The organism is Lactobacillus sp. ESL0703 (genome assembly GCF_029433435.1).
GTDB lineage: Bacteria > Bacillota > Bacilli > Lactobacillales > Lactobacillaceae > Lactobacillus.
In genome coordinates this window covers 318,428-339,178 of sequence record NZ_JAQTIB010000002.1, presented here as the reverse complement: position 1 = coordinate 339,178, position 20,751 = coordinate 318,428, and the positions used below count along the sequence as shown (strand labels likewise).

The 20,751-nt window shown below is 39.8% G+C and carries 19 protein-coding genes, 1 tRNA gene and 1 riboswitch; of the genes, 5 read left to right on the top strand and 15 right to left on the bottom strand.

Features of this window, described 5'->3' with window-relative positions; all coding sequences use genetic code 11:
• Nucleotides 1-64: 64 nt before the first annotated feature.
• From rsmA to trpS, 10 genes are all read right to left on the bottom strand, one after another.
• Entirely contained in the window at nt 65-946 is an 882-nt protein-coding gene (gene rsmA, locus PT278_RS04090) for a 16S rRNA (adenine(1518)-N(6)/adenine(1519)-N(6))-dimethyltransferase RsmA (protein ID WP_277130487.1), read from the bottom strand.
• Nucleotides 939-1,505: a ribonuclease M5 gene (gene rnmV, locus PT278_RS04085; RefSeq protein WP_277130486.1), complete on the bottom strand. Its 567-nt coding sequence runs from the start codon at nt 1,503-1,505 to the stop codon at nt 939-941. Before rnmV ends, rsmA begins: the two co-directional genes overlap by 8 nt.
• Nucleotides 1,492-2,259, bottom strand: coding sequence for a TatD family hydrolase (locus PT278_RS04080; RefSeq protein ID WP_277130485.1), 768 nt, complete (start codon nt 2,257-2,259; stop codon nt 1,492-1,494). The genes rnmV and PT278_RS04080 overlap by 14 nt, the downstream gene beginning before the upstream one ends.
• Complete coding sequence (gene metG / locus PT278_RS04075) at nt 2,259-4,235, bottom strand: methionine--tRNA ligase (protein ID WP_277130484.1); 1,977 nt, start codon at nt 4,233-4,235, stop codon at nt 2,259-2,261. The genes PT278_RS04080 and metG overlap by 1 nt, the downstream gene beginning before the upstream one ends.
• 173 nt (nt 4,236-4,408) lie before the next feature.
• Nucleotides 4,409-5,161: a hypothetical protein gene (locus PT278_RS04070; protein ID WP_277130483.1), complete on the bottom strand. Its 753-nt coding sequence runs from the start codon at nt 5,159-5,161 to the stop codon at nt 4,409-4,411.
• Nucleotides 5,158-5,817, bottom strand: a complete 660-nt coding sequence (locus PT278_RS04065) for an ABC transporter ATP-binding protein (RefSeq protein ID WP_277130482.1) — start codon at nt 5,815-5,817, stop codon at nt 5,158-5,160. Before PT278_RS04065 ends, PT278_RS04070 begins: the two co-directional genes overlap by 4 nt.
• Before the next feature lie 145 nt (nt 5,818-5,962).
• The gene (gene mgtA / locus PT278_RS04060; protein WP_277130481.1) at nt 5,963-8,653 is read right to left on the bottom strand and encodes a magnesium-translocating P-type ATPase; all 2,691 of its coding nucleotides are present in this window, start codon (nt 8,651-8,653) and stop codon (nt 5,963-5,965) included.
• Nucleotides 8,654-8,746: 93 nt separating this feature from the next.
• A riboswitch (M-box (ykoK) riboswitch) is annotated at nt 8,747-8,910 on the bottom strand.
• Between the two features lie 64 nt (nt 8,911-8,974).
• Nucleotides 8,975-9,643, bottom strand: a complete 669-nt coding sequence (locus PT278_RS04055) for a TPM domain-containing protein (RefSeq protein WP_277130480.1) — start codon at nt 9,641-9,643, stop codon at nt 8,975-8,977.
• The gene (locus PT278_RS04050) at nt 9,573-10,052 is read right to left on the bottom strand and encodes a deaminase (protein ID WP_277130703.1); all 480 of its coding nucleotides are present in this window, start codon (nt 10,050-10,052) and stop codon (nt 9,573-9,575) included. Before PT278_RS04050 ends, PT278_RS04055 begins: the two co-directional genes overlap by 71 nt.
• A 12-nt stretch (nt 10,053-10,064) precedes the next feature.
• Nucleotides 10,065-11,081 (bottom strand): tryptophan--tRNA ligase, encoded by a 1,017-nt coding sequence (trpS, locus tag PT278_RS04045; RefSeq protein WP_277130479.1) that lies wholly within the window; start codon nt 11,079-11,081, stop codon nt 10,065-10,067.
• 97 nt (nt 11,082-11,178) lie between these two features.
• Between trpS and PT278_RS04040 the strand changes: the two genes are divergently transcribed.
• Nucleotides 11,179-11,781, top strand: a complete 603-nt coding sequence (locus PT278_RS04040) for an SOS response-associated peptidase family protein (protein ID WP_277130478.1) — start codon at nt 11,179-11,181, stop codon at nt 11,779-11,781.
• A 45-nt stretch (nt 11,782-11,826) separates the two neighbouring features.
• On the opposite strand, the gene PT278_RS04035 is transcribed toward PT278_RS04040, so the two are convergent.
• Complete coding sequence (locus PT278_RS04035) at nt 11,827-12,807, bottom strand: SLAP domain-containing protein (RefSeq protein WP_277130477.1); 981 nt, start codon at nt 12,805-12,807, stop codon at nt 11,827-11,829.
• Nucleotides 12,808-13,420: 613 nt separating this feature from the next.
• Here PT278_RS04035 and PT278_RS04030 point away from each other — a divergent pair.
• A tRNA-Gly gene (locus PT278_RS04030) sits at nt 13,421-13,491 on the top strand.
• Between the two features lie 44 nt (nt 13,492-13,535).
• Here the strand turns inward: PT278_RS04030 and PT278_RS04025 are convergent.
• From PT278_RS04025 to greA, 3 genes are all read right to left on the bottom strand, one after another.
• The gene (locus PT278_RS04025; protein ID WP_277130476.1) at nt 13,536-14,198 is read right to left on the bottom strand and encodes a CPBP family intramembrane glutamic endopeptidase; all 663 of its coding nucleotides are present in this window, start codon (nt 14,196-14,198) and stop codon (nt 13,536-13,538) included.
• 141 nt (nt 14,199-14,339) lie between these two features.
• Nucleotides 14,340-15,686 carry an MFS transporter gene (locus PT278_RS04020; protein WP_277130475.1) on the bottom strand — a complete coding sequence of 449 codons (1,347 nt, stop codon included), beginning with the start codon at nt 15,684-15,686 and terminating at the stop codon, nt 14,340-14,342.
• Nucleotides 15,687-15,763: 77 nt separating this feature from the next.
• On the bottom strand, nt 15,764-16,225 hold the full coding sequence (greA, locus tag PT278_RS04015) for a transcription elongation factor GreA (RefSeq protein WP_277130474.1): 462 nt from the start codon (nt 16,223-16,225) through the stop codon (nt 15,764-15,766).
• A 209-nt stretch (nt 16,226-16,434) separates the two neighbouring features.
• On the opposite strand from greA, the gene PT278_RS04010 reads away from it, so the two are divergent.
• The 3 genes from PT278_RS04010 to PT278_RS04000 all read left to right on the top strand — a co-directional run bounded on the left by PT278_RS04010 (nt 16,435) and on the right by PT278_RS04000 (nt 19,727).
• On the top strand, nt 16,435-16,857 hold the full coding sequence (locus tag PT278_RS04010) for an Hsp20/alpha crystallin family protein (protein ID WP_277130473.1): 423 nt from the start codon (nt 16,435-16,437) through the stop codon (nt 16,855-16,857).
• Between the two features lie 138 nt (nt 16,858-16,995).
• On the top strand, nt 16,996-18,318 hold the full coding sequence (locus tag PT278_RS04005; protein ID WP_277130472.1) for a C1 family peptidase: 1,323 nt from the start codon (nt 16,996-16,998) through the stop codon (nt 18,316-18,318).
• 92 nt (nt 18,319-18,410) lie between these two features.
• Nucleotides 18,411-19,727, top strand: coding sequence for a C1 family peptidase (locus tag PT278_RS04000; RefSeq protein WP_277130471.1), 1,317 nt, complete (start codon nt 18,411-18,413; stop codon nt 19,725-19,727).
• Nucleotides 19,728-19,812: 85 nt separating this feature from the next.
• On the opposite strand, the gene PT278_RS03995 is transcribed toward PT278_RS04000, so the two are convergent.
• The gene (locus tag PT278_RS03995) at nt 19,813-20,751 is read right to left on the bottom strand and encodes a nucleoside hydrolase (protein ID WP_277130470.1); all 939 of its coding nucleotides are present in this window, start codon (nt 20,749-20,751) and stop codon (nt 19,813-19,815) included.

Below are 20,751 nucleotides of genomic sequence, written 5' to 3'. Positions count from 1 at the left end.
TTTACTACATTATGACAAATATTTCAATTGTTTTTCATAATTACCGAACAAAATTTTGTGGTTATTAGTGCTTGATTGCCGCCGCTATTTGCGCAAATTGGGCAATTGTGAGCTGCTCTGGACGAATACGTGCGTCAACGCCCAACGATGCAATCAATTGTTCTCTTTCAGCGGCATCAGGAATCAAGTTCTTTAAGTTATTATTCAATGTTTTACGACGTTGCGCAAAGCACATTTTGACTACCCAATTAAAGTGCTTCGCGTCGCCAACATCCGGCTTTTGCGTCAATGGCGTCAAGACAACTACACTTGAATCGACTTTTGGCCGCGGGATAAAGGCGGTGCTTTTTACGGTTAATGCTTCAGTTACATTCATCTCAATTTGCACTGCAATTGAAAGCGGGCCGTAGGCTTTGGAGCCAGGCTCAGCCCCCAAGCGGTCAGCCACTTCTTTTTGCATCATTAAAGTAAGGCTGGCAAAGTTCAACTCGGACTCATTCAAGAAGAAAATAATTGGTGTCGTGATGTAATACGGTAAGTTCGCAACTACCTTGATTGGCTTGGTTAAATCAAAGAAGTCTTTTAAGTCTTCCTTAAAATCGGCCTGCAGAATATCCTTCATCATTAACTCAAAGCGTTCCTTAATCGGCACGCCATTAATCTGTTTAGGTAATTCATTGTCTAATATTTCTGGCAGATCATCATCAACTTCATAGGCAAAGACCTTTGCCCCAGCAATTAGTAATTGTTCAGTTAACGAACCAATTCCCGGGCCAATTTCTATTACCTGGTCGCCAGGTTGAATTTGTGCTGCCTGCACAATCCCTTGAATTGCAGCCAGATCAACTAAGAAGTTCTGTCCCAGATTTTTCTTCGCCTTAACAAAATAACGGTTAATTATTGCCTGCGTCCTTATCGGCGAGCCAATAGGAATCTCATTATTCATCTTTTGCCTCCTCAACTGCCGCAGTTAATTCTGCTAGTGTTACCCCAAAGGTATGCAGCCGCTTATAAAATTGCTTGGCATTGCCATAGCCCACGCGCAATTTAATTCCAACCTGCTCACGCAGCTTGCGCGAACCTTGCCCGCTAGCTAGGCCTAATTGCTGGTAGGCTTCTTTAGTTAAATCACTCTGATCCAGCTTAACCTCGTGAAGATCACTTAAAGCCCGTGTTAAGGCTTCTTTTGATGCATGTTCAACGCCCAGTGAGTTGCCTCGCTTTTGCGGAACGCCTTCTTTACGGGTAATAAAGGCTTGTTTAGCATTGGGGACTGCTTCAGTTACCAACCGGCGAATGCGTTCGCCGTTTAAGTCTGGGTCGGTCAACACAATGACGTCCCGCTTTTTATTTAGTTCCTGTAATTCAGTTAAAACCGCTTGGGGCACATCTGAACCGTTGGTTTCAATTGTTTCAATCCCTGGGAAAAATTGCTTCAGTCGAATTGTGTCGTCCTTTCCCTCAACGACCACAACTGCATTAAATTGTTTTTTAGTTAAGACCATAAACTCTCACAGTATTTGCGTAAGTTGCCGCAGCAACTTCTTCTATTGGAATATCTTTCAGTTCGGCAATTGCCTGAGCCACATAGTAAACATTGCCTGGCTCGTTTTGTCTGCCGCGGTACGGTTTTGGTGTTAAAAACGGTGCATCCGTCTCAATTAATAAACGGTCAAGCGGTGTTTGTCTGGCAGACTCGTGGACTTCGGTTGCCTTAGTAAAGGAAACTACACCAGAGTAAGAAAAACAAACATTTAGCTCCATAAACTTTTTGAGCCAAGTAATGTCCCCATTAAAACTATGCAAAATCGCCCCGTATTCAAGGTTGCTATTTTTCAAAATATCATAGCAGTCGCTAAAAGCATCCCGCGTATGAATATCAACCGGCAAGTGCAATTGGTGAGCTACTTCAATTTGCCGCGTCATAACTTCACGCTGCTTGTCTCTTGGAGATTCATCCCAATAATAGTCAAGTCCAATCTCACCCATGGCAACAACACCAGGTGTCTGCAGCTGCTCAATCAGCAAATCTTCTGCTTCTTGATCGTAATCCTTAGCAACATCAGGGCAATAACCAACCATGGCATAGACGTTACTAAAGCGTTGACTAAGGTCAATTGCCCGCTTATTAAAATCTGGATCTTGCCCCGCACAAATCATCTTTGTAACACCTAGCTCTTGGGCCCGGTCAATGTAAAACTCTTCTTTGCCGCGAAACGGTTCATCCTGCAGGTGTGTATGGTTATCAATCAGTTCCATTAACCTAATTCGGCCCCAACTTCGTGTTCATCGCCGACTAAGGCTAATTTAACTTCACCATTCTTCTCGCTGGACAATAGCATCCCTTGACTAAGTTGGCCGACCATCTTACGCGGCTTCAAGTTAGTTACAGCTAATACTTTGCGGTCAAGCAGCTCACTAGCATTTGGATAATACTTGCGGATACCGCTCAAGATTTGCCGTTCGTCACCGTTACCGAAGTCAAGCTGGAATTTCAATAACTTGCTTGATCCTTGAACTGGTTCAACTGACAGAATTTTACCAACTCTAATCTTAACCTTGTCAAAATCATCAATAGTAATCTCTGGGTCTTTGCCTTGTTCACTGCGGCTTTGCTTCTTTGGCTTAGCCTTAGCCATCTCATCCTTGATGTACTTAACTTCTTCTTCTGGTTTTAAGCGTGGATAAATTGGGGTTGGCTTCTCTGTTACCTTAACATCCCAAGCGCAGTCGCCAAAGGCTAGTTTCTTTTGGTCGGCATTTTCCCAATCCAAACCAAGTTGTCTAAACATCTCTACTGGTGTTCTAGTCATGATTGGCGCAATTAATAAGGCAACAATTCGTAAGCTTTCAGCCAAGTTGGACATTACCAAAGACAATTCGTCCTTCTTGCCTTCCTTGTTCAAAGCCCAAGGTGTCGTTTCATCAATATACTTGTTGGCACGACCAATAAACTTCCAAATGCCTTCAATTGCTTGGGTAAAGTAAAGCTTGTCCATATTCTTCTTGTAGTCAGCAATCGTTTCTTCTGCAGCTGCAGCTAATTGTTTGCCCAATTCGTTTTGCTCTAAAGCAACTGGAGCAACGTGACCATCTTGATATTGGTTAATCATTGAAACAGTCCGGTTAAGTAAGTTACCTAAGTCATTTGCCAAATCATAGTTAACTCTCTCGACAAAGTCTTCTGGTGTGAAGACACCATCTGAACCAAACGGCAATGCCCGCATCAAGTAGTACCGCAAGGCATCAACACCATAACGGCTAGTGATTGATTCTGGATAAACGGCATTCCCCTTGGACTTGGACATCTTGCCATCCTTCATCAGAACCCAGCCGTGACCAATAACGTGTTCTGGCAGCGGCAAGTCCAGTGCCATTAACATAATTGGCCAATAAATTGTATGGAAGCGAACAATTTCCTTACCAACCAAATGAACATCAGCTGGCCAGTATTTCTTAAATAAGGAATCATCGTCAGAACCATAACCTAGTGCCGTAATATAGTTTGATAGGGCATCAATCCAGACGTAAACCACGTGCTTAGGATCACTTGGTACTGGAATCCCCCAAGAAACCGTCGTCCGCGTAACTGACAAGTCTTCTAGACCCGGCTTTAAGAAGTTGTTAACCATTTCTTTTTCACGAGAATGAGGCAGGATAAAGTCAGGATGATCCTTGTAGTATTGCTGCAGGCGGTCAGCATACTTACTCATCTTGAAGAAGTATGATGGCTCCTTAACTAATTGAACTTCGTGACCCGATGGCGCCTTACCACCAATCACATTGCCAGCATCATCTTTGTAAACCTCTGCTAATTGCGATTCAGTAAAGTATTCCTCATCTTCAACTGAGTACCAACCAGTGTATTCGCCAAGGTAAATGTCTCCTTGCTTTAATAGCTTTTCAAAAATCTTTTGTACACTCTTAACGTGTTCTTCGTCAGTTGTCCGAATGAACTTGTCGTAAGAAATATCAAGACTCTTCCACAACTTTTTATACATGACAACCATGTTATCCACAAACTCTTGCGGCTTAATGCCTTGCTTTTCAGCCTTTTGTTCAATCTTTAAACCGTGCTCATCAGTACCAGTTAAAAAGAAAGTATCGTAGCCTTGACTGCGCTTATAACGCGCAATTGTATCAGCAGCAATTGTCGTGTACGCATTACCGATCGTCAAGCGGCCGGATGGATAATAGATTGGTGTGGTAACATAAAAAGTTTTTTTGTCAGCCATATTTGTTTCTCCTTAGGATTTATTTGTTTTCAGTTCATTATACTACACTAAGATAGCTTGAAAATCGTATTATGAGGATTTTTATGGTATAATTTCATTTTTGTTTCATTAATAATTTAACAATATTCTTCACAGACAAAATAAAAAAGTCCAGAAATTCTGGACTTTTTTAATTAGGCGACCAAATTTAGATAATTCAATTTAACAATCTTGCGCCACAAAATCACAACTAATCCTGATACGGCCATACTGATTCCGTTTATAAGATAGCCCAGATTAATTAGGTTATGGGTAGCAGCAGAACTTTGCCCATAAAAGCTATATGGCAAAATATTTAAATAAACCACATGAATTTGCGCATCTGGCGAAGATATTCCGATCATAAAATGCGCTACCTGCGTTTTTTCAATCTGCCAAAAAAGAAAAATTTCAAATGCAATAACTAAGACAGTCGCAATTAAGATTAACGATTCACCGACAACAGCCTTTCTAATATTCTTAAAAATCATCGCAAAAGCAAAAAGCAACATATAAAAGCTTAATAATGATATCAACTTACTAAATAAATACTGCCCAATATCTAGTTTGACACCAGACTTGTAGACATTTATTTCTTGATAAACAATTCCCAAAACTGTTGTTAAAACCGAATAAATTGCTAATTCAATCAAAGTCAGCAATTCATTAGAAAACGGCAAAATGTTTATCAAATCATCGCTGCCCAGATAATAAATTTTTATTAGCTGGTATGCCGTTACAAATAAGATAATTGCCGTAATCGCGGCGTACCATAAATCATGAATCTCAGAAATTGTCGCATTATTTGGCTTGGCAATTCTAAGCAACCAAAAAACAATTTCGCTTCCAATTGAAATAATAAATAGCGGCAGAACTTTCTTTAGTCTTACACTAAGATATGCTCTCATCTTCCTACCTCCTCAAAGTAAGCTTCTTCAAGACTGCTATATTTATTCAAGATATTTGTTTTAGTATCTTGCAAAATCAAGCGACCATTTCTCATCAAGATTATCTCGTCAAACATGCTGCCCAAGTCACGCAACAAGTGAGTAACGATTAAAACTGTACTGTCTTTTCGTCGATAGCTTTTAATTGCTTCAATAAAAGCTGCCCGATTAATTGGATCAATTGACGACAATGGCTCATCCAGCACATAGAAGTCTGTGTTCCGCGATAAAATCAATGCTAAATGGATTGCTTCATGATTACCTTTAGAGCCATCATGAATTTTCATATTGGGATCAAGTTCAAAATGAGCTAGTATTTTTAAAGCGCGCGCTTCATCAAAGTCAGAAAAAGATTGCTTAAATAATTTTATTGCCTGCTTAACGCGCATATTTTCATAAAGAAAAAAGCGATCAGGCATATAAGCAATGCTTTCATCAACTGTTCTTGTCCCTTTAAAGCGATTTAGTCTTCCTAGTATTACATTGATTAGGGTCGTTTTACCGGCACCATTTTCACCAAGAACACCAATAATCTTCCCATTATTTGTAAATTCAACACTTAAATTATCTAAGGAAGTGTTCTTACCATATTTGACTGTTAAGTTCTTTAATTTCATCGTATCCCTTTCTAAAATAATAATGTTATAGTTTTACTGTACTATTATGTTGTAACACTATTACAAATAGAAAGCAAACTCACCTTTAATGAATACACAAAAAAGCGACTTAGATAAAAATCCAAGTCGCTTTTTGCATTAACCTTTAAATTAAGAATTTTTCGCCCTTTAAATAAAAGTGCTTAACAATTGTTGTTAACAAAATATAGAGAATTAAAATTCCCAGAATTATCCACATGTAGCTAAGTGGCATTGGACCAAACTTAAGTGCACCGGCAACACCTGAGAATGGCAACAATGTTCCGATAATCCCGGCACCGAAAGTTGCCAAGATAACCGCATAAGTTGCATGCTGTCCAATAAACGGTAAGTGCCGGTCACGCAATGCGTGAATAACCATTTCTTGGGTCCAGAGTGATTCAATGAACCAGCCTGTATGGAACAAGGCAATAAAGGCAACCTGTTGAGCTGGCGAAATTGCATTGAAGTTGCCGCCCACAAGCTTGGGACAAATGATGAAGTACAGTAACGCAAACGTCACAATATCAAAGACCGATGAGGTTGGGCCAAAGTAAAACATGAACTTCGGCAACTTCTTAGTCGACCAAGTCCGCGGCTGCTTCAAATATTCGTCTGACATTGTGTCAAACGGCAATGACAAACAGCTAGTGCCGTATAGCAAGTCTAAGATCAAGAGCTGCAGCGGCAGCATTGGCAAAAACGGTAGAAACGATGACGCCACCAAAATTGACAAGATATTCCCAAAGTTCGAGGACAAGGTAATCTTGATGTATTTCATCGTATTGCCAAAGACCTTACGACCAATTCTAACACCCTTTTCTAAAACGTTGAGATCCTTGTGGAGCAGAATAATATCAGCTGATTCCTTGGCAATATCAACTGCAGTATCAACCGAAATTGAAACGTCGGCAGCCTTCATTGCAGGGGCATCATTGATGCCGTCACCCATGTAGCCAACTGTGTGCCCATTTTGCTTGAGCAAATTAATAATCTTCGTCTTGTCTTCTGGCGACAACTTGACAAAAATGTTGCATTCTTCAACCATTTTAGCCAGTTCTTGTGGATTTTTACCATCCAAATCAGCACCAGAATAAACGGTATCAACGTTAAGACCAACTTGCAGACCGACAGTTCTAGTAACAGCTTCATTATCACCAGTTAAGATTTTGACATTAATACCATCATGCTTTAACTTGGCCAAAGCATTCTTGGCACTTTCCTTTGGCGGATCAAGGAAGGCTAAAAAGCCGCACAAAATTAAATTGCTCTCATCTTTAGTTGAGAACTCACCAACTGGCGCAGGATTAGGTTTATACCCCAGCATAATGACCCGCAGACCGTCATCATTCATGTCGTTAATCTTCGCCATGACCTTTTGCTTGCGTTCTGGTGTTAATGCCAAAATCTGCCCATCAACTTCAACACGGTTGGAAACAGCCATCATTTCTTCAGCAGCACCCTTGGTTACCAAAAGATGCTCACCGTGTTCACGATCCGAATTCTCAATGACAACACTCATCCGACGTCTAGAAAAGTCAAACGGAATTTCATCAATCTTATTATAATCACGCTGAATTTCGTTAACATCTAGTTCATCGCCGGCGGCTTCAATAATCGCCTTATCAATCAGGTTTTTCATCCCTGTTTGGTAGTAAGAATTAAGATAGCCTAGTTCCAAAATCTTCGACGTTTCGCGCAAATTCAAATCATAATGCCGTTCCAAAACCACCTTGTCCTGCGTCAACGTTCCCGTCTTGTCAGTACACAAGACGTCAGCTGAGCCGAAGTTCTGAATCGAGTTCATCTTTTTAACAATTGTCCCGTGCTTGGACATCTCAATCGAACCCTTAACCAGGTTAGTGGTCACAATTACCGGCAGCATTTCCGGTGTTAAGCCAACAGCCGTTGCAATCGCGAAGATTAAGGCATCAATCCAGTTACCTTTGGTTAAACCATTAATGATAAATACCAGTGGGGCAATAATTGCCGTCATGGTAATCAGCAATTTAGAAATATTTTTAATGCCAACGTCAAACGATGTATTCTTAACATCATTTCTAGCAATATCATGCGCCAATTTACCAAACATGGTATGCGAACCAGTCGCAAAGACAACGCCGCGGCCGGAGCCGGAAACAATCGTCGTCCCCTCATACAAAATATTAGGGTAGTCAAGATAATCGCGATCCTGACCTATAATGGGACGCTTAGAGGCAATCTTTTCTACTGGACTAGATTCACCATTCAAAGAGCTTGATGAGCAAAACAGGTCTTTACTGGAAAGCAGCCGCATATCAGCTGGCACTAGATCTCCAGCAGCTAAGCGAATAACATCGCCGACAACTACTTGGTCAGTCGGAATCTCCTGGTCTTTGCCATCACGGATAATATCCGTTGTCACTGACACCATCTTCAACAATGAATTAACGGCATTGGATGACTTAACGTTCTGAATAAAACTGGTAATTCCAGATATTAAGACCATTGTCACCATAATCAGCACGGTACTTAAGTCTTTTTGTCCAGCAGGAACAAAAATATAGTCCGTACACAGCGATAGTGTTGCCAAAACTAACAACACCAACGTAAACGGTGTAATAAAAGCCTCAGCTAAAAAACGCAGCTTAGAATCGTGTTTGTTTGAGGCAATTTCGTTTGATCCATATTCCTCACGATTTTTTTCAGCTTGCTTACTAGATAACCCATTACTGCTCGCATGGAGCCGCGCCAACGTTTCGGAACGTGTCTCCTTAGCAATTGCTTTAACCCGCTGCAAGTCTTTGCTTTCAGCTGAATCATTAGGTTTTTTCAGCATTCTCACCACTCCTTATTTAAAATCTTAAACAAACAAAAAAAGCCGCACACAAAAGCTGCAGGCGACCTTCTTTTAAACAAGGTATCATGTATCATAATATACTCGTCGTTCAGTTTTAACACTACGTGACGTAAGCACATGCTAGCTATCTGGATCTCGCCTTAAATCGACGACACCTATTTAACCCGTTGGCATCTCTGGATGTTTCTGGGCGATAGCGTGTGTTCACGTAGGAGTCTCACCTAACAGTTTATTTGTTTATTTAATTACATAGTGAGTGTAATCCATAATCGTGCACCAAGTCAACTGATTGGGTCACGATTATTTCTGAGCGCGATTTTTTGAGTAAAAATTACGCCGGAAAAAGTAATATAGTCCAGCAACAACAATAACTAGCGCTAGAGCAATCGGCAACGCCAACCGGTGCGGGTGGGTAATCTGCGAACGCTCATCATTAGTTAAGTCGTACTTGTCAAAGGAATACTGGTATTGCTGGTCAATCGTTGTTGCACAAGCGCGAAAGACAAACCGTAATCCCTTATTAAATTCAGACTTACTGCTGCTGCGCAATTGATCTGATTGAGAACGAATAATACTGCCGCGCGTATCTGCCGTAAAGGCGCCATGCAAGTCTTTACTTGAATAGATCTGCACATTACGCTTTTTACCCTTAGTACCTACAATAATAAAGACGGTCCGTTTAGATTTTGTCAAGTTATTCGGTGTTAATTTATCAATTCGATTAAGCGTCCGCACAACAATTTGAGGCTGCTCACCCGTTTGCCAATAACGGTCATTTTTAGCAACAATCAGGTCTTTAGTTGCACGCTCTAAAAGACGACCATTATCCTGAATATTGGCATTCGCAAAACCGGTTACTGTACAAAAAAGACCAACTAACGCTATCACAAATATTAGTTTAGTTTTCAGCGTCTTCCAGTTTATGTGCCAATTGTTCCACATACTTGCGGTCAATCTTAATTTGCTCATAGGGAACCCCACAATCTTTAAATAGTGCAATTACCAGTGGACTGTCATGATAATCAAAATAATAGTTAATTTTTTTGACTCCAGCCTGAACTAAGGCCTTAGCACAATTATAACAAGGAAAATGCGTGACATAAATTTCCGTATTGTCCGTTGAAACGCCATTCTTTGCACATTGGATCAATGAATTCATTTCTGAATGAATTGTCCGCACGCAATGCCCATCAACTAATTGGTGACCAACATCGTCACAATGCGGAGCTCCAGTAACAGAACCATTATAGCCCGTCCCAATAATGCGGTTATCTTTAACCAGCACATTACCGACAAGTGCCCGATCACAAGTTGAACGCTGGGCAATTACTAGGGCCTGCATCATAAAATATTGCTTCCACGGAATTCGATCACGCATCATCTTTACCTCTTAATCAAAGTAATTTAAGCCGATTGCTTCGCGAACCTGGTGTAAGGTTTCATTGGCAACTTCATTGGCCTTCTTTGAACCCTCGATCAGCATTTCATAAACCGCAGCCTCATCTTCGGCAAACTTAGCCCGACGTTCACGAATTGGTGCTAGTTCAGCTTCCAAAACCTTGTTTAAGTAGCGCTTAATTTTGACGTCACCCAAACCGCCTTTTTGGTAATCTTCCTTCAATTGCGCTACCTTATCCTTATCAGGATCAAAAATATCAAGATAAGTAAAGACAGTATTGCCTTCAATCTTACCCGGATCCTCAACGTGAATATGGTCTGGATCAGTGTACATTGACATGACCTTCTTTTGCACCGTTTCGGCATTATCTGACAAGTAAATGGCGTTGTTCAATGACTTGGACATCTTGGCATTACCGTCAAGACCAGGCAGACGGCCGCTGCCGCCTTCTGGGAAGTAACCCTTAGGCTCAACGAGCACATCACAGTTATACACCCGGTTAAAGGTGCGCACAATTTCTCGAGCCTGCTCAATCATTGGTTCCTGATCGTCACCAGCAGGAACAAGTGCTGCCTTAAAAGCAGTAATATCAGCTGCTTGTGAAACAGGGTAATTCAAAAAGCCAACTGGAATTGAATCGTTAAAGCCCTTTTGACCGATTTCGGTTTTAACAGTTGGGTTGCGTTCAAGGCGACTAACAGTTACTAAGTCCATGTAGTAAGCCGTTAATTCAAACAAAGCTGGAATTTGTGATTGTACAAAAATCGTCGAAATTTCCGGATCAATGCCAACAGCCAAATAATCTAAGGCCACCTGAATCAGACTGTTGCGAATCTTTTCAGGATTACGCGCATTGTCAGTTAAGGCTTGCGTATCAGCAATCATGATAAACGGACGATATTTGCCTGAATTTTGAAGCATAACCCGGTTCTTCAATGAGCCAATGTAGTGCCCAATATGCAATTTGCCAGTTGGGCGGTCTCCTGTTAAAATAACTTTCTTTTCCATTTGTTTTTGGCCTTCTTTAAAAATTAAAATCTTATTTAATATAATAGCTATACTTGATTTTACCAAAAATCAAGCAATGATTAAACCTAGAGGAAAAATGTGTAATCAATTCCAGCTGCCGAGTTTGGCAGAAATCAAAAAATATTTAGTCACTGACCTGAACTTGCCATTAGTTGAACCAACAAATAACCTGCCGCAAAGTCAGCCGGTCTTCCCTAAAGCCGCTGCCCCTGTTCTACTTTATCAGAATAATCAATTGCAATTAGTGCCCAAAACTTGGGGTTACCCCAGTCCTTTTGACAGTAAAAAAGTGATTTTTAATGCCCGCGTTGAACGCTTCTTTGAGACTAAACCTTCAATGTGGGATAAGTCATTTGCTAAATCACGGTGCATTATTATTGCTGAGCAGTTTTGGGAATCTGGACATCAAACTTATACCGCTAATCAGCGCACTTATCACGAGCGGTACAGTTTTCGCGACCCTAATGCGCCCTTGACCTTAATTGCCGGAATTTATCAAGACGGATATTTTTCAATGGTAACAACTAAGCCCAATTCTAACATGACACCAATCCATGACCGCATGCCCTTAGTCATTACTCCCGCAGAATTACGCCGCTGGCTGTTTCAAAATTTTACTAACCTGATTGACCGTAGCAGTATGCCCTTAGCTGTTAATAAAATGCCGCAGAGAAAATAAAATAGCAACAAAGTTTATTTATACTTTGTTGCTATTTTTCATTTATTATAATTGCTTGCCGTACATATATTTAACATCAGAAGCTTTAATAAATTTATCTACTGAATCATTGCTAGATTGCAATTGATAAAATAATTCAGATTTACTCTCATTTGAAAGTTTAATGTAGGTCTTTTTAATTACACTTTCAACTGTTCCCTTAAGTAAAGTCTGTGGTTCTTTAGATGCTTTCACAGAACTGTTTTTATTACCAAGTATAATTTCATTTGAATTAACTTTTGGAACATATTGTTCACCATTATTGGTGTAAACATTAGTATCCCTTATTACATAGACCTGCATATAATTGCTATATGGAAGTAAAGCTTGTCTACTATTAATATTAACAGCAGTATTCCATAAATACTGATCGTCTTGACCTTTGATACCATATAATACGGTACTACCGCCATTATTATCAGGATCAGTATTGCTAAGTTCATGATAATTAGATTGCCGATCTAAAATCACTTTTTGGCCTACCTTAAGATAATTTTTAGTTTGCTTACCGTTACCGTCAAGAATTACTTCTTTCCCGGGTTTTCTAGAATATTTTAGAGCCTTAACTGTCCCTGTAGCCTGATTTGTATACAAACTATCGCCATCAATCTTATCAACATTCACTGCTTTAACATAACCGCCATTGCCGATATTATAGTATTCTTGGCCCTTGATAATTTCATACGGCAAATATAGCCAGTTCCAGTCATCATCATGGAATGAATATCTAACTGTACTTGGATCAGCTATTGCTTGTACTTTTTTAGCATAACTGACTGTTGAGCCTTTTTTAAGTAAGCCATTCATTCTTTGATAAGAGTATATTTTCTGCCCTTTTTTATTATAAATTCGAGTATTGTGGTTTAAAGTTAAAGTCCCACCTGCTGTATTTTTATCTTGAGTTTGGTCAGTAGTTTGCGCTGCGTGAGCCTGATTATTAAAAATAGTTGAGCCTGCTAAAGTTGTTGCCAAAACTGCTGCTGCCAAACTAACTATTACTTTTTTATTTTTTTCATCTCTACACCTCATAAAAAACAAATAATATATTTATTAAATTATAGTTTATACTTCAAAGTGATAAGTTTCTACTGTTTTCCAAAAATATTGTATGGGGTTTCATAAATTTGGCTTAAATTACCGTAAGCGTAAAACAAAAAAGACGATCCTTTTAAGATCGTCACCGCGCGTTGTAAGTAATCAGCTCACCTGCACGTTTTAACTACTAAAATCGTAGTTAACTAGTTTTCACTATTATTATAACATGTTAAAATATTATTGCACGTTTTTAATGCGCTATCTTTAAAAGCCTAATCAGCTTTTATGAAAGGAGGTGGCGACATGCTAAAAGACGTAGTTATACTAGTTTTCATTTGGATTATCCTTAATCAAGCAACTAAATTCTTAAATACCGTAGTAAGTATTTTAAAAGAATTAGTTAAACTATTTAAGTAATCCATTTAGGAGCAGGGAGAGTTTCCTGCTTTTTATTTTTATTAATTTAGCATAAATGTATTACTTGGAAACTCTGATACAATGATATAGCACAATTAAAAATTATGCTTGGCAATGTTCTTGAAACATGATAAACTATTTTAGTAACGCGGGTATAGTTTAATGGTAAAATGTTAGCTTCCCAAGCTGAAGATGCGGGTTCGATTCACGCTATCCGCTTAACTAAAAAAGGCAATGATTGAAAAATCATTGCCTTTTATTTTTTATATCATAATCATTAAAATGATGCCATTGACCACGGCTAAGTAAACCGGCATCCACATAGTCTGCGTGTAGAGGTAAGACCACGCAAACAATGCACCAAACACCGCATTAATCACTAAAAGAGGCAGTGACATCTGCCAATTCAAAAGACTGAACAGAATGCCCGAGGTCACAATGCCCAAAACTGCCGTAAACATTGTGTTGCGCCTAAACGCGTAATTGAACAAAAACCCCGTAATCAAAAATTCCTGCAAAATCGGTAGGATAATTCCTAACGCTACAACCAAAAACCAATACATCTTGACTGACTCATGCTGTAAATATAGTGTTTGGAAACTATACGGCTTAACTTTGCCATAAGCTTGCAGCCACGAAACACCAATTCGCAACGCTGTTACCACCAAAGTTAAGCTAATAGTCATGCCAAAATTACCAAGCCATGACCCCGAAAAGCTACGGTCAAAAAAGCGCTGCTCGCGATTAAAGCGATAAATGAAGAACAGCAAAACCATTAAAGAAATTAATGCAAATAAGATTAAATCCCAAAGGCGAATTGGTAAATTTATAGTAACCAGCTTAACAGTGCCGGCAGCCATTAAATAGCCAATAAAATAAATAATGTAGCGGATTAAGTTGCCCTCTCTTGATGCTGGTGTATTCACAAAAATTACCTCTATCCATTTGTGTACTCTACAAATTCCATATTATAGCAAAAAAAGACAATTTTATGAAATTTCAACAGATTTTTTCTAATCCATTTCGACCATTTATCATCAATTATAATACATTAAAAACAGCTTTTATTACTTACTCATCGCTTTTTGCCGCATCAGTTTTTCACTTCTTGCTGTATATAGTAAAAAGACAATTGCTAGGCCTGAAGCGAGGTACAAAATTGTGTTGCTGGCAATCCAGCCAAATTGATTAACTAAAATCCCAATCAGAGCTGTAGCTAGAGTTTCACCAAAGATATACTGGAAAAAGCCCATAAATCCTGTTGACGCTCCCACGGCAAACTTAGGTACAACTTCATTAATCATTAGGCCCACCAAAGTCAAAGGCGCATAGATCAAGTTCCCCATAATAATCAGGGCCACAATAATTAAAGTATGATTATTGGTAAAGAAATAAACCGTTAAGCATAGTAATACGCCAATAACACAAGCGATTGAAACTTGTGCCCGCCGTCCTTTAAGCAAATCCGAAATTGCACCGATAATAATCACCCCCGGAACAGATGCTAATTCGAAAATTCCGATTACCCATTTCGCAACACCGGGATCAAAGCCCTTCGTTTGAACTAAATACGATGGAATCCAGCTTTGAATTCCATAACGTACGAGATAAAGCGACATAGAGGTTAATGTCACGGCCCAAACAAGCTTATTCTTCAAAATATACTTAACAAAAATTTGGATAATACTTAACTGAGTTGAATCAGAAGTTACCGTTTGTCCATCGTCCAAAACGACCTTGTCACCAGTGTAAGTAGAAATATCGGGTAACCCCACGACTGCTGGCCGGTCAGCTCCTAAAAGCAAAATCAAAATACAAATAATAAACGACACTACTGAGGCTGTATAAAAGACAGCTGGCAAGGAACCAGCAAACAAAAAGCTCGCTAATTGCACCACAGCAACACAGATAAATGACCCAGCATTATGGGCTGAAGACCAAATCGAATACATCGTTCCCCTCATTCTTGGTCCCCACCATAACTGAATCATTCGCTGACAGGCTGCTGCTCCCATACCTTGAGTTACAGCAATTAAAAACATCAAGAGCATCATAATGTATAAATTGCGACTGCTGCCCAAAAAGATATTTAAGACTGCCGACAATAATAACCCAAGCATTAGATAACGGTTGGCATCACACTTATCGGCTAATGCACCCATAAACAGCTTGGCAACACCATAACCAATGCCAAAGCACGACAAAATCAGACCAATATCAGCGGTTGTAAAATGATATACCTTCATAATATCGTTCTGTTCAGTCGTAAAAACTAGCCTAATGATGTAATACCCAATATAGCCAATGCAAGTTGCAAGTAAAACACCAAGTTGCCGTAACTTATAAGTTTTCCCAATTTTTTCCTGCGGCACTCGTTTTTGAGAATCTGGTCGCGCTAAAATCCACTTAAACATAAATCTTCTCCTCCTCTTGTATTAAGCTAATGATAGCACTATCAGGAAATTAATAATATCTATTTTTTCAAGCCTGTTTAATCGACTTTAACAATTGTTACTTGATATTCACCAGCAGGTGCCGCCACTGTTACTGTCGTCTTTGCCGTCTGTTTCATAATCGCCTGCCCTAATGGTGAGTCAAATGCAACTTTTCCTTCATCTAAGTCAGCTTCCATCCGGCCAACGATGCGATATTCTTCAACTTCATCATCACCAGCAAACTTCAAGGTCACGGTCTTGCCTAAATCAACCTTGCCGTCATCAGTTTTTTCCACAATTTCAGCATATTTTAACTGCTTATCCAAGTACCGCAAACGGCTCTGCAAGTGTCCCAAGTCACGTTTAGCCTCGGTATACTCAGTATTTTCAGATAAGTCACCTAAGCTGCGCGCTTCCTGCAAAATCTTAATTCGACGCGGCCGGTCTTTTTTCAAATCTGCAATTTCATCCTTGATTTTTTGGTAGCCCTCCGGCGTCATTTTTTGATAATAAACCATCAAGATTACTCCTCTACTTTTTTAAATTTATAATTATCCACAAGCAAAATAACTGATAACGACAGTATTTTTTATCTAAAATTAGCACTCTAAAATTAAGAGTGCTAAATATTTTCATTTTCCTAATCTGCCTACTATAATAATCAGTGTAAGGAAGAAATGAAAGTCTTCTCTACAAATAATTTAATTTTTGAAAGGAAGTTTTTACTATGGCACAAGATTTAACGAATCGTCACAATGACTTATTTGACGCAATGAATGATTGGTTTGACCTTCCACAGAAATTTTTTGATACTAACGAAATGGCAAAATTAATGCAGGCTGATGTTGCCGAAAACGACAGAAACTATGTTGTTAAGGTTGATATGCCCGGCATGGATAAAGAAAAGATTAATTTAAACTACAATAACGGGGTTTTGAGCGTATCTGGCTCGAGAAAATCATTTAAAGATTTATCAAAAGATAGCAGTATTATCCACCGCGAAAGAAGTGCCGGACACATTTCCCGCAGCTTTAGATTACCAAATGTAGTTGCAAGTGAGATTCATGCAAAGTATGATAATGGTGTATTGACTATCACACTGCCAAAGCAAACTGCCGGCAGTAGTGATAACTCGATTTCAATCGATTAACTTATTATTATATTTGCAAGAAGTCTTAGATAAGTTGCCAATACATGTAATTCTCTAAAACGAGTTCAGCTGTTGAACTCGTTTTTATTTTGTCCTAAAATAATTATTAATAATTAATTAAAAAAGGAGAATTAACTAATGAACCATCAACTTTCAATTCAAGAGTTGGCAAAGTATTCTGCCGACTTTAACAGCGATCCCCAAAATCAGGTCATTGCCCGTGCTGCCCAAAAGAGCGGAATTTTTGCAGCTTCTTATAATGAACAAAAGGCCAGCAATGACTTAAACCGCGTCTTTTCAACCGAATTAGATGTCGGCAAAGTTACCGCGCAACAGCATTCCGGACGCTGTTGGGAATTCGCAGCTCTCAACGTTTTGCGCCACTATTTTGGTAAAAAATATCATGTTAAGGACTTTACTTTCTCACAAAGTTATAATTTTTTCTGGGATAAAATTGAACGTGCCAATATTTTTTATAACCATATTATTGCAACTGCCGACCAATCACTTGACTCGCGAACTGTCCGCAAGTATCTGGCAAGTGCTGGTCAAGACGGCGGTCACTGGCAGCTGGCCGCATCCCTAGTGCAAAAGTACGGCGTCGTCCCTAGTTATGCAATGCCTGAGAGCTTCAACAGCAACAACACCGATGCCTTACAAATGGCTTTAGGTAAAAAGCTGCGCAAAGATGCCTTAGTCTTGCGCCAATTAAAGCAAGACGGCAAGGATGAAGAAGTTGCGCAAACACAAGATCGTTTCTTAAATGAAGTCTACCGGATGACGGCAATTGCTATCGGTGAACCACCTAAGAAATTTGATCTGGAATACCGCGATGATGACAAGAAGTATCATTTGGATAAGGATTTAACGCCGCAAACCTTCTACCAAAAGTATCTTGGTGACCTTGACCTAGATGACTATGTCGTTTTAACCAACTCACCTAACCACGAATATAACAAATTATACGGCTTTTCTGCCGATAATAATGTTGCGGGCTTATGTGAAATCAAGCTGCTCAACGTGCCAATGGAATACTTGGCTACTGCAACCATTCGCCAGCTTAAAGATGGTGAGGCTGTATGGTTTGGCAACGATGTATTGCACGAATTAGACCGACCAAAGGGCTACCTTGACTCTGAACTTTACCAAATGAACCATCTTTTTGACGTTGACTTAAAGATGAGTAAGGCTGATAGACTGCGCACTGGCGAAGCAAACTTCTCACACGCCATGACTTTTGTTGGTGTTGATGAAGACCAAGGCGAGGTTCGCCGCTGGAAAGTTGAAAATTCTTGGGGCGATCAAGTTGGTAAGAACGGCTACTTTGTAATGAGCAACGACTGGTTTAACGACTATGTTTACGAAGTTGCTGTCCACAAAAAGTACTTGACACCAGAGCAATTAGCTTTAGCAGAAGGCCCAATTGCTGAAGATTTACCAGTTTGGGATCCATTAGGCTAACAATAAAAAAACCGGGTTCAGTAATTGAACTCGGTTTTCTTTTAGCTTAAAATTAGAGAGTAATTCAAAAAAGATTAAAAAGGAGATCCGATATGGGACACAAATTAACTGTGCAAGAACTTGAACAATTCGCTGACAAGTTTAACGATAATCCAAAAAATCAAGTTGTTGCCCGCGCTGCTCAAAAGAGCGGTGTTCTAATGGCTTCATATAATGAACGTGTACAAGGTGAACTGACACGCGTTTTTTCAACAGAATTAGATACGGAAAATGTTACCAACCAACAACAATCTGGTCGTTGCTGGGAATTTGCAACATTAAATATTTTGCGCCACAATTTTGGTAAAAAATACCATGTTAAGAACTTTACCTTCTCACAAAGTTACAACTTTTTCTGGGATAAAATTGAGCGTGCCAATATTTTTTACGACAATATTTTAGCTAGTGCCGATGAGCCACTTGACTCACGAACTGTCAGAGCTTATTTACGTGATGCTGGCGAAGACGGTGGACAATTCCACATGGCAGCAGCTTTAGTTGAAAAATATGGTGTCGTACCAACTTATGCAATGCCAGAAAATTTCAATACCAATAATACGAACGCTTTTGCCAAAGCCTTGGGCGATAAAATGCGCAAGGATGCACTAGTATTGCGGGAATTGAAGCAAGCTGGCAAGGATGAAGAAATCGAGGAAACACGGCAGCAATTCCTAAGTGAAGTTTACCAAATGACAGCAATTGCTGTTGGTGAACCACCTAAGAAATTTGACTTGGAATACCGTGATGATGATAAGAAGTATCATTTGGACAAAGATTTAACACCACTTGAATTTTTGCATAAATATCTCGGTGACGTAGACTTTTACGACTATGTCGTTTTAACTAATGCCCCAGACCATGAATATGACAAGTTATACGGTCTACCATTTGAAGACAACGTTGAAGGTTCCTACCGAGTTAAATTCTTGAACGTACCAATGGAATATCTTGAACAAGCTGCTGTTGCCCAATTAAAAGACGGCGAAGCCGTTTGGTTTGGTAACGATGTTGGCGAGCAAAGCGACCGTAAACAAGGTTATCTTGATACTAACCTGTATCAATTAGATGACTTGTTTGGCATTAACTCCAAGATGTCCAAGGCCGACCAGCTGCGCACAGGTTCAGCTGCTTCAACCCATGCCATGACCTTAGTTGGTGTCGATGAGGATAATGGTCATATTCGCCAATGGAAAGTTGAGAATTCTTGGGGCGAAAAGAATGGCGACAAGGGCTTCTTCGTAATGACCAACGATTGGTTTAAGCAATATACTTATGAAGTTGTTGTGCACAAGAAGTACCTAACACCTGCACAAGTTGCTTTGGCTGAAGGTCCAATCACTGACCTGCCAGTTTGGGATACTTTGGCTTAAAACTAAATTTTAGCTTTAATATACTTAAAAAACGAGATTCGAAAATCGAGCCTCGTTTTTTTGTTGATTTAATTTTGCCGTCGCACTATTTACTTTGCTCCAATAATTCGTCAAAGCGCTTGAAGAACAATTCCTTGTTAGCCTTAGTAACTAAAGTGATTTCACGGCCATTTGGATCATCTTCCATTCTTCCTTGAGCAATTCCTGAAGTAATCACTCGAACTTTACGCTGTTCAACTTCCGAAACAACTTCAGGATACAATGCACTAATTGTGGTCAAAACATCCCAGAAATATAGTTGCGCTGTTTGTACCGGCGGATTAACCAATAAGCTGTAGCCTTGACCCACCAAGTCCATTGCTGGATACTTGCGTAAGCTCGCCCAATGCATCCGTAATTCATCAGTCAGCGGTAATTCTTCACTGCTTTCAAGCCCCACGATTTGCATTGGAATGTGTGATGCTAACACACGACTAACAGCCTGTGGGTCCCAGAAGGCATTCCACTCCTGGCTGCCATCAGCATTAACCATCACTACATTACCGTGGCCATCAAGTGAGCCGCCCATCCAGTAAAGCTTGGCAATTTTACTTTCAATTGTTGGGTCCTCATCAAGTGCCCTTGCCAAATCCGTTAATGGGCCCGTCATAACTAAGGTAATTGGCTCTGTTGCATTCTTGAGCTTGGCAACCATGTCTAAATGAGCCGGCAGTTCTGCTTGTTTGGTAATCATCTTGCCTGATTCATTTAAAATTGGCAAATAATTAAAGGAATACGAAGCCGTCCGCCATTCTTGTGGGAACTGGTTAACTGCTCGCGAATCTGACTTGGCGACTTCTAACTTATCACCACGCAAATTAAAGCGGTCGGTCATCTTCCGGCAAACCTCAACTGCCGGATCAACATAACCATCGGCATCAATCGCACCCACGCCTAATAATTTAATATCAGGTGCCTGCAAGAGCAGTAAATATGAGACTAAATCGTCAATATTTCCATCATGGTTAAAATAAATTTGTTTCAT